Origin of the sequence: Reyranella sp., from assembly GCF_052439685.1 — a bacterium.
Classification (GTDB): domain Bacteria; phylum Pseudomonadota; class Alphaproteobacteria; order Reyranellales; family Reyranellaceae; genus Reyranella.
This window is the reverse complement of the sequence record NZ_JBQVQG010000001.1, coordinates 123,227-135,158: the sequence shown is the minus strand read 5'-3', so window position 1 is coordinate 135,158 and position 11,932 is coordinate 123,227. Positions and strand designations below refer to the sequence as shown.

13 protein-coding genes and 1 riboswitch are annotated in these 11,932 nt (G+C 67.6%); of the genes, 4 read left to right on the top strand and 9 right to left on the bottom strand.

What is annotated here, in order from left to right:
• Nucleotides 1-17: 17 nt before the first annotated feature.
• Complete coding sequence (locus tag ACT6UX_RS00675; RefSeq protein WP_444773210.1) at nucleotides 18-869, bottom strand: chorismate mutase; 852 nt, start codon at nucleotides 867-869, stop codon at nucleotides 18-20.
• 104 nt (nucleotides 870-973) lie between these two features.
• Nucleotides 974-1,049: riboswitch (SAM riboswitch) on the top strand.
• 102 nt (nucleotides 1,050-1,151) lie between these two features.
• On the opposite strand from ACT6UX_RS00675, the gene metX reads away from it, so the two are divergent.
• Nucleotides 1,152-2,264 carry a homoserine O-acetyltransferase MetX gene (metX, locus tag ACT6UX_RS00670; RefSeq protein WP_444773676.1) on the top strand — a complete coding sequence of 371 codons (1,113 nt, stop codon included), beginning with the start codon at nucleotides 1,152-1,154 and terminating at the stop codon, nucleotides 2,262-2,264.
• Nucleotides 2,264-2,869, top strand: coding sequence for a methionine biosynthesis protein MetW (metW, locus tag ACT6UX_RS00665; RefSeq protein WP_444773209.1), 606 nt, complete (start codon nucleotides 2,264-2,266; stop codon nucleotides 2,867-2,869). The genes metX and metW overlap by 1 nt, the downstream gene beginning before the upstream one ends.
• Here the strand turns inward: metW and ACT6UX_RS00660 are convergent.
• The 4 genes from ACT6UX_RS00660 to ACT6UX_RS00645 are packed head-to-tail and all read right to left on the bottom strand — an operon-like array spanning nucleotide 2,866 to nucleotide 6,878.
• Nucleotides 2,866-4,653 (bottom strand): GNAT family N-acetyltransferase, encoded by a 1,788-nt coding sequence (locus tag ACT6UX_RS00660; protein WP_444773208.1) that lies wholly within the window; start codon nucleotides 4,651-4,653, stop codon nucleotides 2,866-2,868. The genes metW and ACT6UX_RS00660 overlap by 4 nt on opposite strands.
• On the bottom strand, nucleotides 4,646-5,149 hold the full coding sequence (locus tag ACT6UX_RS00655) for a YbaK/EbsC family protein (protein WP_444773207.1): 504 nt from the start codon (nucleotides 5,147-5,149) through the stop codon (nucleotides 4,646-4,648). The genes ACT6UX_RS00660 and ACT6UX_RS00655 overlap by 8 nt, the downstream gene beginning before the upstream one ends.
• Nucleotides 5,139-6,071 carry a DUF1932 domain-containing protein gene (locus ACT6UX_RS00650; protein ID WP_444773206.1) on the bottom strand — a complete coding sequence of 311 codons (933 nt, stop codon included), beginning with the start codon at nucleotides 6,069-6,071 and terminating at the stop codon, nucleotides 5,139-5,141. Before ACT6UX_RS00650 ends, ACT6UX_RS00655 begins: the two co-directional genes overlap by 11 nt.
• A gap of 21 nt (nucleotides 6,072-6,092) precedes the next feature.
• Nucleotides 6,093-6,878 carry a class I SAM-dependent methyltransferase gene (locus tag ACT6UX_RS00645; RefSeq protein ID WP_444773205.1) on the bottom strand — a complete coding sequence of 262 codons (786 nt, stop codon included), beginning with the start codon at nucleotides 6,876-6,878 and terminating at the stop codon, nucleotides 6,093-6,095.
• A gap of 72 nt (nucleotides 6,879-6,950) precedes the next feature.
• On the opposite strand from ACT6UX_RS00645, the gene gloB reads away from it, so the two are divergent.
• On the top strand, nucleotides 6,951-7,727 hold the full coding sequence (gene gloB, locus ACT6UX_RS00640) for a hydroxyacylglutathione hydrolase (RefSeq protein WP_444773204.1): 777 nt from the start codon (nucleotides 6,951-6,953) through the stop codon (nucleotides 7,725-7,727).
• On the opposite strand, the gene ACT6UX_RS00635 is transcribed toward gloB, so the two are convergent.
• The 4 genes from ACT6UX_RS00635 to ACT6UX_RS00620 form a co-directional block, all read right to left on the bottom strand.
• Nucleotides 7,724-8,218, bottom strand: coding sequence for an AAA family ATPase (locus ACT6UX_RS00635; RefSeq protein ID WP_444773203.1), 495 nt, complete (start codon nucleotides 8,216-8,218; stop codon nucleotides 7,724-7,726). The two genes, gloB and ACT6UX_RS00635, sit on opposite strands and share 4 nt — an antisense overlap.
• Nucleotides 8,215-8,661 (bottom strand): MarR family winged helix-turn-helix transcriptional regulator, encoded by a 447-nt coding sequence (locus ACT6UX_RS00630; RefSeq protein WP_444773202.1) that lies wholly within the window; start codon nucleotides 8,659-8,661, stop codon nucleotides 8,215-8,217. The genes ACT6UX_RS00635 and ACT6UX_RS00630 overlap by 4 nt, the downstream gene beginning before the upstream one ends.
• 61 nt (nucleotides 8,662-8,722) lie before the next feature.
• Nucleotides 8,723-9,847, bottom strand: coding sequence for an MFS transporter (locus ACT6UX_RS00625; RefSeq protein WP_444773201.1), 1,125 nt, complete (start codon nucleotides 9,845-9,847; stop codon nucleotides 8,723-8,725).
• 10 nt (nucleotides 9,848-9,857) lie between these two features.
• Nucleotides 9,858-10,811 (bottom strand): alpha/beta hydrolase, encoded by a 954-nt coding sequence (locus ACT6UX_RS00620; protein ID WP_444773200.1) that lies wholly within the window; start codon nucleotides 10,809-10,811, stop codon nucleotides 9,858-9,860.
• 83 nt (nucleotides 10,812-10,894) lie between these two features.
• Here ACT6UX_RS00620 and ACT6UX_RS00615 point away from each other — a divergent pair, with 83 nt between their 5' ends.
• Nucleotides 10,895-11,926, top strand: a complete 1,032-nt coding sequence (locus ACT6UX_RS00615) for a DUF2333 family protein (protein ID WP_444773199.1) — start codon at nucleotides 10,895-10,897, stop codon at nucleotides 11,924-11,926.
• Nucleotides 11,927-11,932 lie beyond the last annotated feature (6 nt).

The window sequence follows — 11,932 nt, the reverse complement described above, 5'->3', positions numbered from 1 at the left end:
TCCTCAGAAAGTTCAGATCACGGTTTGGCGTCGATCGGCACGGCATAGGCACCGATGGCGGCCGCACAGCCCTTTTCCAGTCCCAGGGCCGTTTCGAGGTCGCGCAGGCGCGGATCGTCGTCTGCGATCACGCCCGGCACCTCGACGAGGTAGTGATGCACCCCGGCCACGACCTGGTCCAGCGCCGACGTGAAGGCCGGCAGGCCGGCCTTGGCGACCGCAGCGGCGATACGATCCCGGCTCAGGCCGTTCTTCGCTTCGACCGAGAGCAGGGCGCGATCCGAACCGCTCGGTTCGGCGTCGATTCGGGCCAGCACGAAGGCCGAGATTCCGCGCGCCCGTGCATTCGGCATGGCGAGGAACGGAAGACGGGCCACCACGGTCGGCAGGGTCGTGTCCTTGCCGGCCAGCAGGGGCCACCAAGGGGTCGAATCCGTTTCGAGCGGCGCCGGCACGATGCCGATGGTCGTCGGTCCGGCGCGCACCGCGGACAGGACCCCGGCCGGCGTGTCGTGGGCGACGAACGGGATCTGGCAACCGAAATGGTCGCGGGCGAGGTCCCAGTAGCCGGGCTGGTCGTCCGGCCGGCAGATCGCGATCTTGAGTCCGGGCGTCTGGATCAGCGTGAAGGCGCTCATCATCTCTCGCCACATGCGATAGACCGCACCGGACGGAAACCGGCCGTCGTGCGCCGCCATCCGTTTGCGCAGCACCTGCGCTTCACGTCCCGGGCGCAGGGCGAGGCCACCCGCCGGTTTGGCTGCGGAGATATGCTCGACGACCTCCGCGCGACGGCGGATCAGGCCGTGCAAGTCGGTATCGATGGCGTCGATTTCCTGCCGCAAGCTGTCGAGACTGGGAGCGTCCATAAGGCCGTTTTTTCCTGTGCGCAGCGGCGATACTACGTCCGCACGGCCCGCGTAAAGGCAAACAAGCCGCAAGAGGCTTGCCTCCCGCCATCCGCGACCGTATAGAGCCTCTCCGTGGAATTTGAGCCGACCGGCTTGCGGCCACGTTAAACACCGCTAAAAGGTCGGAGTGCTCGAAAAAGCCCCCGTCCTTTCCGGTCGGGGGCTTTTTCGTTGGAGTGGGCAGTGCTCGACGACCTCACCGATGCCGAACGCAAGGCGCTCGCCCAGTGCCGCCACGCGATCCTGGGCGTGGACCGGCCGTTGCGCCTCGATTGCGGCGTCGATCTCGGCCCCTACCGGGTGGCCTACCAGACCTACGGTACGCTGAACGACGCGAAGTCGAACGCCGTCCTGGTCTGCCATCCGCTGACCTGCGATCAGTTCGTCGCCGATCGTCATCCCGTCACCGGCAAGGAAGGGTGGTGGGAGAGCCTGATCGGGACGGGCAAGATCCTCGATCCCGAACGCTATTTCATCATCTGCATCAACGTGCTCGGCCACTGCATGGGCACGACCGGCCCGCAGGCCCATGACCCCACGACCGGCCAGCCGTGGAACCTGCATTTTCCGGTCGTGACCATCGGCGACATGGTGCGGGCGCAGGCGGCGCTGCTCGATCATCTCGGCATTCCCGACCTCTTCTGCGTGATCGGCGGCTCGATGGGCGGCATGCAGGTCCTCGAATGGGCCGCGAGCTATCCCAAGCGCGTCTTCTCGGCCGTACCGATCGCCTGCGCCGCCCATCATTCGGCGCAGAACATCGCGTTCCACGAGGTCGGCCGTCAGGCGATCATGGCCGATCCCGACTGGAAGGGCGGCGACTATCGCCTGCATCAGACCAACCCGGCGCGCGGCCTCGCCGTCGCCCGCATGACGGCGCACATCACCTACCTCTCGGAGCAGGCCCTGCAGCGCAAGTTCGGCCGCTCCCTGCAGAATCGCGACGCGCTGGGCTTCGGCTTCGACGCCGATTTCCAGGTCGAGAGCTACCTGCGCCACCAGGGGTCGACCTTCGTCGACCGCTTCGATGCCAACAGCTATCTCTACATCACGCGCGCGATGGACTATTTCGACCTCGCGGGCGCGCATGGCGGCGTGCTCGCCAATGCCTTCAAGGGCACCGCCACGCGCTTCTGCCTGATGTCCTTCACCAGCGACTGGCTGTTCCCGACGCGTGAGAGTCGCGCCGTCGTGCACGCGCTCAATGCTGCGGCCGCCAACGTGTCGTTCGTCGAGGTCGACAGCGACAAGGGCCATGATGCCTTCCTGCTCGACGAGCCGGAGATGTTCCGAACCCTCTCGGGCTTCCTCAAGGGCGCCGCCACGGTCCGCGGCCTCCGGAGTGCCCACTGATGAACGCCCCGATCCGCGTCGACCTGCAGCTCATCGCCGACATGGTGGAGCCCGGAACCCGCGCGCTCGACGTCGGCTGCGGCGACGGGGCGCTGCTGGCCCATCTCATGAATGCCAAGGGAGTCGATGCCCGCGGCATGGAACTGAGCCAGGCCGGCGTGAATGCCTGCGTCGCCAACGGCCTGTCGGTCATCCAGGGTGATGCCGACGCCGACCTGCGGGGCTATCCCGACGATGCGTTCGACTATGTGATTTTGAGTCAGACGCTGCAGGCCACGCGCGAACCGCGCGAGGTGCTGAGACAGATGCTACGCGTCGGCAAGCACGCCATCGTGTCCTTTCCCAACTTCGCACACTGGCAGGTGAGATTGCGGCTGGTGTTCGGCGGCCGCATGCCCGAGACCGCGTCGCTGCCCCACAAATGGTACGACACGCCCAACATCCATCTCTGCAGCATCGACGATTTCCGGGCGCTCTGCCGCACCATGGGCGTGCGCATCGAGCGCGGTATCGTGCTCAACAGCAAGAGCCGCCGTATCACCCTGCCGCCGCTTCTCGCCAACCTGATCGGCGAACAGGCGGTGTTCATGTTGAGGCGCGGTTAAGCCTCGCCAGGATCGAAAGTGGTGGCCGAGATCGCGAGGTCGGCCCCGAGGAATGGCCGATCGCCCCGACCCTGCGGGCCTTGGCCGATACTCCAGCGATCGGGCCAATGCAGGCGCTCGGCGCCCCAGGCGGAGGCAGCCGACAGGGACGTCCAGGCGTCATCGCCGGACAGGCGATAGAGCAGGCCACCGGGTCCCATTGCGGGATGGACGAGCAACTGGATGTCGAACGGCGCATCGGCCGTCACCGGCGGACCTAGCCAATAGTGCGGGCTGCGCCCGGGCTCCGGTTCCAGGATCACCATCAGGCGTTGCGCTGGCCCGCCAAGGCCGACCCAGAAGGGCGCGCGCAGGCCGGGCCGGTACGCCGCCATGAAGGTCTGGGCGGTGCTTGTGCCCGCAGCGGCGGTGCGGCCGGTGAAGCGGAAGGCCGCAATCCTGTCCCTCCCGAAACGGGCTTCCGCCAGACGCCGCCACTGCTCGACGGGCGGCACCTCCAGGGGCCAAGATAGGCTCTCGCGAATCACGCCGTCGGCATCGAACACCTGATAGCGCAGGCCGGCGTCATCCAGCGCCGCCTGGACGGCATGGAGATACTCGATCCCCTCCGGCATGCGGTGGGCGGTGCCGGCGCCCGCGGTACAGATCTGCAGCACCCCGCGATGGACCTGAACGTCGAAGGCCAGGATGTGGCCGCACAGATAGGCCAGCACCCCGTTCTCGATCAGCAGGTTCCAGAAGGTGGTCGCGTGCTCCGGGCCGATATCGCGCTGATAGGCGCCGGCGAAGCCGTTCACCGGATGGACTGGATGATGGCCCGCGACGATCTTGTGGCGGGCATCGGCATGGTGGCAAAGGACGTCGCGAAGCCAGTCCGTCTCGACGTGTCCCTCTCCGCCGAGGCCGGTCCACAGCGTATGGACGAACACCAGCAGCAGGTCGCCGCGCCGCACCCAGTAGGACAGGCCTTCCTGTCCGGGAGGCCCGTTGCGCGGCAGGTGGTCGTGCACCTCGCGGAACACCGCCTCGCTCATCGCATCGTAGGTCGCGTGGTTGCTGGTCGTGTGCCACATCGGGGTCGCACGGCGGTCGAGCCAGCCCATCTCCTGGTCGAGCCAGTGCCGCCACTGACGGTGCAGCGAATCGGCGTCGGCCGTGTAACCCGCGATTTCGTCGCCCAGGAACAGGATGAATTCGGGCGCCGGCGCGAGCTGCCGCACGGCCGCGTTGACGCCGGCGAAGGTGCGTTCGTGCAGGGCGCCGGCCACGCCGGAACAGGCGTCGCCGTAGAAGACGAACTGATGACCGCGACCGCGCGGCCGCAGCGCGGCGATTGCTCGGCCAGCGGCGGGTCTCTCGTAGAAGCCCTCGATCTCATCTTCCCTCAGCTTCACGAAGCCGTGGCGCAGGTAGAAGCGATCGGCCGGGCTGCCGTTCAGCACTTCGAGACGTACGGGCAGACCGGCGGCATCGGCTTCGGCCAGCAGCGCTTTCAGGACGGACGTGCCGAGGCCCGAGCCGTGCAGGCGGCGGTCGAGATAGAACGAATCGATGCGGATTTCCTCGTCGCTTCGGCGAAAGCCGACGCAGCCGAGGCGGACACCTTCCTGAACAATCAATCGCGTGCCCGGCTCGTCGAAATGTCCGCGGAACATGCGGCGTGATCGCTCGGGCGTGTAGCGGCCGACCCGTTCGAGATGCTCGCGCATCACGTCGGTGCGCAGGGCCAGAAGCGGTTCGAAGTCGGCCTCGCTGACGGGGCCGAAGCTCCAGGTCTCAGTCACGAACGGCGATCCGGGCGAGGCGCGGTTTGGCGATCGCCAGCCAGTCCTTCGTGTCGAGCTCCATCGAGCGGTCGAGCCGGCCGGCATTGAAGAAAAGCGTCTCGTTGGCGAGCAGGTCTTCCTCGACCACGATCGAAAGGGTGGGATCGAGCGCGAAGGGCGGGACCGCACCCATGACGCAGCCGGTCAGCGCCTGCGCCGTGTCCGGCGAGGCGAAGCCGCACTTGCGGGCCTCGAAGAGAGCGGCGACGGCGGCGAAGTCCAGCTTGCGGCTGCCCGGCAGGATGGCAAGCACGTGGCGCTTGCCGCCGCCACCGCCGCGCACGTCGAGCACCATGGCCTTGGCGGCCTGGTCGGGACGGTTGCCACGAATGGCGCTGATCGCTTCCGACTTACCCTCGTGGGCGTGCTCGATGATGCGAAACTTCGCCTTGGCATCGGTGAGAAGCGTTACCAGCCGGTCGAAGACTTCACCCGCCCCGATCTCAGTGCCCACGGATCACCTTGTCCGAGAGAATCCTGAGCGCTTCTTCGAGGCTCGGCACCTGGCCATCGGCCGGCGCGATGTGGGCATCGACGGTACGGCGATGGCTCTTCTCGATGACTTCCGTCATCAGCGGATCGACGCCGGTCTCGCGCAGCGTCTGGGCGACCAGTCCCATCTCCTCCCAGCGGCGATGGGCATGAACGACATGGGTCTGCACCAGCATGGTGATGAAGCCGGCGAGCCCCATCGAATCGGCATCGCCCAGGCAACCCAGCACCTCGTCGAGGATGCCTTGCCGCTGCGCGGCGACCAGCGCCTCGACGCCCAACGCCTCGATGCCCTTCACGAGCGTGCTGCGCAGCATCTTCACCGACGACGCGCTGCCGGGCTTCGGCCCGAGCAAGGTTGCGACGAAGCCGTTGGCATTCATCCAGGCAACGGCGTCGGCGGCATCCTCGCCCGCCACCAGCATCGGCGCCTTGATGCCCTGCTTGAAGAAGCCGCCCATGACGGCGATGTCGATGTAGCGACCCGCGCCCTTCTCGATCTCGGCGCGGTCCTCGTCCGACATCTTGCCGGTGACGGTGCAGAGGTCGAGATAGTGCGCGCCCTTCTTCAGGAGCGGCGCGGCGGACTGCGCCGCCGAGAGGGCATGCTCGCCCTGAACGGCAGAGATCACGAGATCGGCTTCGCTCAGCGCTTCGGTGTAGCCATCGGCGATCGCGACATCGAGGCCGCGCGCGACCTTGCCCAGCGCCGTGCCGCGCGGGTCCTTGTCGAGGGCGGTGTCGATGGCGATGACGCGGCGCGGGGCATTGTCACCGGGCTTCGAAGGCCCGCGCCATCCCGTCTCGGCCGCAAGACCACGGGCGATCGCCGAACCGGCTTCGCCAAAACCCAGCAGCGCGATGACGCGCGGAGCGAATGACATGTCGTTCTTTCTTTCGGAAGATCAGGAGGAGGGCTTGTCGCCATCCTCGGCTTTGCGTGCGGCGCCAACAACCTGCGGCGTGTCACGCGAACTGGCGACCCTCAGCTTCGGCCGCACCGGAACGGCTTGCGGCTGGCTGCGCTCGGCAATGCCGGCATAGAGCTGCTTGCCCGATTCGATGACGTTGACGCCGCCGAAGCGGGCGAGCCAGCGCTGGCCGAAGCGCTCGAGGGTCGGCGCCATGCGCATCATGAGTCGCGACCGCGTCGGCGGCATATAAAGCGCGCGCGTCTGGCGCAGCGGGGCGAACATATTGGCGCGCAGCAGCGCGTTGAGCTGGCCCGTCGAATAGGGATGGCCCTGATAGAAGGGCGAACGGTCGATCTGAGACCAGAAGCCGGTGCGGCTCGGCGCCACGACGATCATGCGGCCGCCATCGGCCATCACGCGCCAGATCTCGCGCAGCAGCGGGCGCAGCTGCTCGGTGCATTCGACGGCATGGACCAGCACGACCCGGTCGACGGAGCGGTCGGGCAGCGGCAGGTCGAGCTCGTCGACCAGGGTCGCGAGGTTGCGTCCCTCGCGTGGCCAGCGCGTGACCCCCTGCTGGGCGGGCATGAAGGAAAGTGTGCGCGCCGCCTCTTCCATGAAGGGACGCAGCAACGGTTGCGCATAGCCGAGGCCCAGCACCGTCTCGCCGCGCACGTTCGGCCAGACTTCGCGCAGGCGCGTGCGCAGGAGCCGCTGGGTCATCTGGCCGAGCGTGCTGCCGTAGAATTCCTCAAGGTCGAGGACGTTGCTCCACATGCTCGGGACTGTAGCAGAAAGCAGCGGCGGCGGACCATGGCCGGCGCAAGTCAGCTCTGCTAGCCTTGCATCATGAGCACAACGCTAGACATTGTCCGTATTCCGGTCCTGAATGACAATTACGTGTGGTTGATGCGGGAGCCGCAGAGCGGTGCCGTGGCCGTCGTCGATCCGGCCGTGGCAGCCCCCGTGCTTGCGGAGGCGGAAAAGCGCCGCTGGAAGATCACCCACATCCTGAACACCCACCACCACGGCGATCACGTGGGCGGCAACCTCGAGATCAAAAAGGCGACCGGCTGTACCATCGTCGGCCTGCGCCAGGACCGTGCGCGCATCCCCGGCATCGACGTCGAAGTGGACGACGGCGACCGTTACCGGTTCGGCGAGGCCGAGGCGGAGATCTTCTTCGTGCCGGGCCACACCAGCGGCCACATCGCCTATGCCTTCCGCGACCAGAAGGCGTTGTTCTGCGGCGACACGCTGTTCGCGCTCGGGTGCGGGCGCATGTTCGAAGGCACGCCGCAGCAGTTCTGGACGTCGCTCAGCCGGCTGCGCGCCCTGCCCGACGAGATGCGCGTCTATTGTGCGCATGAATACACGCAATCGAACGCCCGCTTCGCCGTGACGATCGAGCAGTCGAACAAGGCTTTGATCGAGCGTTCGTCCGCCATCGATGCCGCGCGCGCCCGAGGCGAGGCCACCGTGCCGTCGCTGCTCGGCGAGGAAAAGGCCACCAATCCGTTCCTGCGCGTCGATGTGCCGGCTGTCCAGGCCGCGGTCGGCCTCGCCGGCAGCGATCCCGTCTCGGTGTTCGCCGAGGTGCGTCACCGCAAGGACGTGTTCCGCTAGGCCGCGATGCGTACACCGTCGAGGACTGACATTTCATCGTCGGTCGGCGGCTGCCAGATCGTCTCGATGAAATCGAACATCGGGCGCGTGACCTTCAGGCGGAAGGTGTCGCCCTGCTGCTCGTTGCGTTGTTCCACGCGGCGCCAGCGTTCGTCGGCATCGACATCGAGGAAATGCAATTGGACGCGGAGTCCGGCCGCCGCCGCCCGTTCCGCAACACGTCGGCGCTGATCGACGCGCTGAAGGCCGAGGTCGAGGATCGAGGGTACGGTCATGCGGGCGGCCTGCAGCGCGGTCACGAGGATCTGCCGCTCGCAGCGCAGCAGGCGCTCCTCGATCCAGGGCCAGCTGCCCTGCGGAGGCATGTCGGCCGCGAACAGCGTCACCATCCAGTCGTCGATCGACAGATGCAGCGCCCCCAGCTGCTGGCGCAGCTCGTTCGCATAAGTGGTCTTTCCGGCGCCGGTCGAGCCGCAGATGAGATGCATCATGCGAGGTCTCCCGGCTGGCCGGCGGTGAGCCGCCCCAGCAAATCGGCCAGGGTCGTGATCTCCGCCTTTGCCCAACGGTCGCGGAACAGGTCGGCGGCCATGCGCTCCAGCGTCGCCCGCGCCTCGCCGACCAGCCGCTGGCCGGCCTCGGTCAGCACGACATAGGCGAGGCGGGCGTCGCGCGGATCGGCTTCGCGGCCCACACAACCCAGCTTCTCGAGCGGACTGGTCATGCGGGTCACGGTCGAGGGGCTGACATGCAGCCGCTTGGCGAGGTCGACGCGGCTCAGTCGCTTCAGGGGGGCCCGTTCAAGGTGCATCAGCAGCAGCACCTCCTTGAGGGCGAGCCCGTGCACGGAGCCGAGTTCGCCGGCAAAGCGCTCTTCGAGGCGCGCGGTGGCGCGGAGCAGGTTCAGGGTGGCGGAGAAGGAAGGGCTGGTCATCGGCGCGATATAGGCCGATATCTTTCCACATGCAAGCATATTAGAAATAGATCGGGACCTTTCAGCGCCTCACGAGGCAGAAATAGCCGCTCAGGCCGAGAGCCAGCGCAAGGGCCGCGTAAAGCGGCGCCTGCGGCACGGTGAGGAACAGCCACGGGGCGGTCAGCGGCCCCACGGCGGCACCGAAGTCGCGCCAGGTCGAATAGCTCGCCTGGCTGGAAAGGACGGTGCCGTGGCCGCGCTCGATCACCAGAACGGGGATCAGCGTGTTGAACATGCCCCGCGTCGTCACGATCATCAGGGCGCCCAGAAGCTCATGGTCGGCCGCGATCAGCACGAAGCCGCCGACCAGAAGCGCTGCATTCGCGATGGCGATGCGCCGCGCGCCGAAACGGTCGCCGATCCAGCCGCCGATCGGCCCGGTCGTGACCTCGACCAGCCAGCGCAGGGCCAGCAGCATCGCCGTCGCCATCACGGGTGCGACGGAGGTGATCGAATCCTTCATCAGGAAGGCGAGCGTCAGCAGGAAGACGCCGTCGCCCGCGAAGCCCATGACGAATCCCCACACCTCCAGGCGATGGGGGATCGGCAGCTTGAGGCCCTTCTTCGCAACCGGTTCGGGCGGCAGGCGTGGCAGGAGGATCGCGGCGCCAAGCGCGATCAGGGTGAGAGCGCCGTAGATCAGGAACACCGAGCGCGCGCCGAGTTCGAGCACGATCCAGGCGCCGCCGACCAGCGACATCGCCTGGACGAGACCGATGGCGGCGCGGCTCGTGCCCACCCGTTTTCCGGCATTGGCGCGGTCGCTCACGGCGTAAGCGAGCGTGGCGAGATTGAGCGACGCGTAGGAGATGCCCCAGAGGATGCGCGCCAGCACCTGCGCCGTCGGGTCTTCGATCAGGCCATAGACGGTCGTCGAGACGGCCGAACCGACGGCTGCCGCAATCATCAACGCGTGCGGGCCGATGCGCTCTCCGAGATGGGCGACACCCGAATTCGCGAGCAGGCGGATCCAGCGGTTGAGCGACAGCAGCACGCCGACCATCGCCAGCGAGAGGCCGAACTGTTCATGGTAGAGCGGCAGCACCGCATAGAGCAGCGTGTCGCCGATCATGCAGACGGCGATCACCAGCCCCGGCAGCGCCATGCCGACCGGCGCGGCGCCGCGAGAGGCGGCGGCGGTCATGCTCTCGTCGTCACTGGGCGCGCAGCACCAGCGCCTCGCGCAGGGCGGCAGCGCAGAGCGTCGTGCCGCGCCGGGCGCCGTGCAGCAGCATCGGCGAGCTCAGGAACCCGTGCAGCATGCCGCCGAACTCGACCAGGTCGGCCTGCGTGCCTTCCTGCTGCAGGCGCCAGGCATAGGCGCGGCCTTCGTCGCGCAGCGGATCGTAGCCGGCCGTGACGACCAGGGCCGGCGGCAGGCCGGCCAGCGAGGCGGCGCGCAGCGGCGAGACGCGCCAGTCGCCGCGGCTCGGTTTGTCGGGCGTGTAATGGTCGAAGAACCATTCCATGGTGGCGGCGTTCAGCCCGTAGCCGTCCTCGAAATGCCGGTAGGATTCGGCACGGGCGACGGCATCGGTCACCGGGTAGGCGAGAAGCTGCATCAGGAGCTTCGGCCCGGCATTGTCGCGCGCCCAGATCGAGACCGCGGCGGCGAGGTTGCCGCCGGCACTGTCGCCCCCGATGGCGAGGCGTGCCGGGTCGATGCCGACCGAGGCGCCGTGAGCGGCCACCCATTGCAACGCTGCCACGACATCGTCGAAGGCGCCGGGAAAGCGGGCCTCGGGCGCCAGGCGATAATCGACGTGTATCACCGCGATGCCGGCTTCCAGAGCGAGCTGGGCGCAGAGCACGTCATGGCTGTCGAGATTGCCGAACACCCAGCCGCCGCCATGCGCATAGACCAGCGCCGGCAGCAGGGCGTCGGCGGCGGCCGATGCCGGGCGATAGATCCGGACGGGCAGCTCTCCCGCCGGGCCGGGGATGGTGCGATCCGCGACCGTCACGTCGGCGGGGCGGGGGCCCTGGGCGCCGGGGCGCAGGGAAAGATAGAGATCGCGGGCGGCTTGCGGGCTCAGCGTGTTCCAGGCCGGGCGGTCTGCCGCCGCCATGAGGTCGATCAGCCGCTGGGATTCCGGATCGAGAGCCATTCCACCCACTCCATTGAAAACATTCCGCACACTCTAGCAGGCTGCGCCCCTGTTTCGTCACGAGGCGAATGGTAAGGTGTGCCATGACATTCGAACCGGACTACAGCGCACCTTCCTCAGCCAAGCCTGCCTGGTGGCGGCGAAGCTGGGATCGCGTGCGGGGATGGCGCCCGGGTCGTTCGCCGTCCGCCCCCTCGTCAGGCGGTCGCACCGTCTGGAAGTGGACATGGCGCATCGTCCTCGCACTGCTCATCCTCTACTATCCGGTCGGCGCGCTGGTGACGGAGGATATCGACGACGATCCGCAGTTCGCGGCGCGCAGCGTTGCACCAGGCGAAAGCAAGGCCGTCGCCACCGCGGCCGACCTCGTCACCCGCGAGGTCGACGTCCACACCTGGACGCCGATGATGCCGTTCCTCACGCCGGCGGGGCTGCTCGACAACATGCCCAACTTCCAGCGCGGCATCATGTCGGCGCTGGGCCGCTTCAGCACGGAGCTGATGGACCAGCTCGGCCGTACGCGCGGCTCGAGCCAGACCGACCGCGACCTCGAGCAGGCGCGCGGCTTCCTGAACGAACAGCCCAACATCTGGCTGTGGCAGCCCAGCGTGTCGTTGCTGCCCTCCACGACTTCGGCCCAGAAGTACCGCGCCGGCCGCGACAGGCTGATGGCCTACAACAAGCGCCTGGGAACGGGACAGGCGGTGTTCGAGCGGCGGGCCGACAATCTGCAGGCACTGCTCGACCGCATCGCCAACGATCTCGGCTCGGATTCGGCGGCCATCGACCAGCATGTCATCGAGAAGGCCGGCGACCTCTTCGACTCGAGGTGCGACGACATCTTCTACTTCAACAAGGGCCGCCTCTACGTCTACTACCTGCTGCTGCGCGATCTCGGCGTGGACTTCCAGAACGTCATCCGTGACCGCGAACTCACCACCGCCTGGAACGGCACGGTCGACACTTTCCGCATCGCCGCCCAGCTCGACCCGTGGGTGGTGTGGAACGGCTATCCCGATGCGCTGCTGATCCCCAACCACCTGCTCGCGCAGGGCTTCTATCTGCTGCGCGCGCGCACGCAGCTGCGCGAGATCACCAACATCCTGCTGAAGTAGCGTCGC

Excerpts from the sequence above, each read along its gene's own strand:
- ACT6UX_RS00675 (WP_444773210.1), bottom strand. The coding sequence starts at position 869 with ATGGACGCTCCCAGTCTCGACAGCTTGCGGCAGGAAATCGACGCCATC.
- metW (WP_444773209.1), top strand. The coding sequence starts at position 2,264 with ATGAACGCCCCGATCCGCGTCGACCTGCAGCTCATCGCCGACATGGTG.
- ACT6UX_RS00650 (WP_444773206.1), bottom strand. The coding sequence starts at position 6,071 with ATGTCATTCGCTCCGCGCGTCATCGCGCTGCTGGGTTTTGGCGAAGCC.
- ACT6UX_RS00645 (WP_444773205.1), bottom strand. The coding sequence starts at position 6,878 with ATGTGGAGCAACGTCCTCGACCTTGAGGAATTCTACGGCAGCACGCTC.
- gloB (WP_444773204.1), top strand. The coding sequence starts at position 6,951 with ATGAGCACAACGCTAGACATTGTCCGTATTCCGGTCCTGAATGACAAT.
- ACT6UX_RS00635 (WP_444773203.1), bottom strand. The coding sequence starts at position 8,218 with ATGATGCATCTCATCTGCGGCTCGACCGGCGCCGGAAAGACCACTTAT.
- ACT6UX_RS00630 (WP_444773202.1), bottom strand. The coding sequence starts at position 8,661 with ATGACCAGCCCTTCCTTCTCCGCCACCCTGAACCTGCTCCGCGCCACC.
- ACT6UX_RS00625 (WP_444773201.1), bottom strand. The coding sequence starts at position 9,847 with ATGACCGCCGCCGCCTCTCGCGGCGCCGCGCCGGTCGGCATGGCGCTG.
- ACT6UX_RS00620 (WP_444773200.1), bottom strand. The coding sequence starts at position 10,811 with ATGGCTCTCGATCCGGAATCCCAGCGGCTGATCGACCTCATGGCGGCG.
- ACT6UX_RS00615 (WP_444773199.1), top strand. The coding sequence starts at position 10,895 with ATGACATTCGAACCGGACTACAGCGCACCTTCCTCAGCCAAGCCTGCC.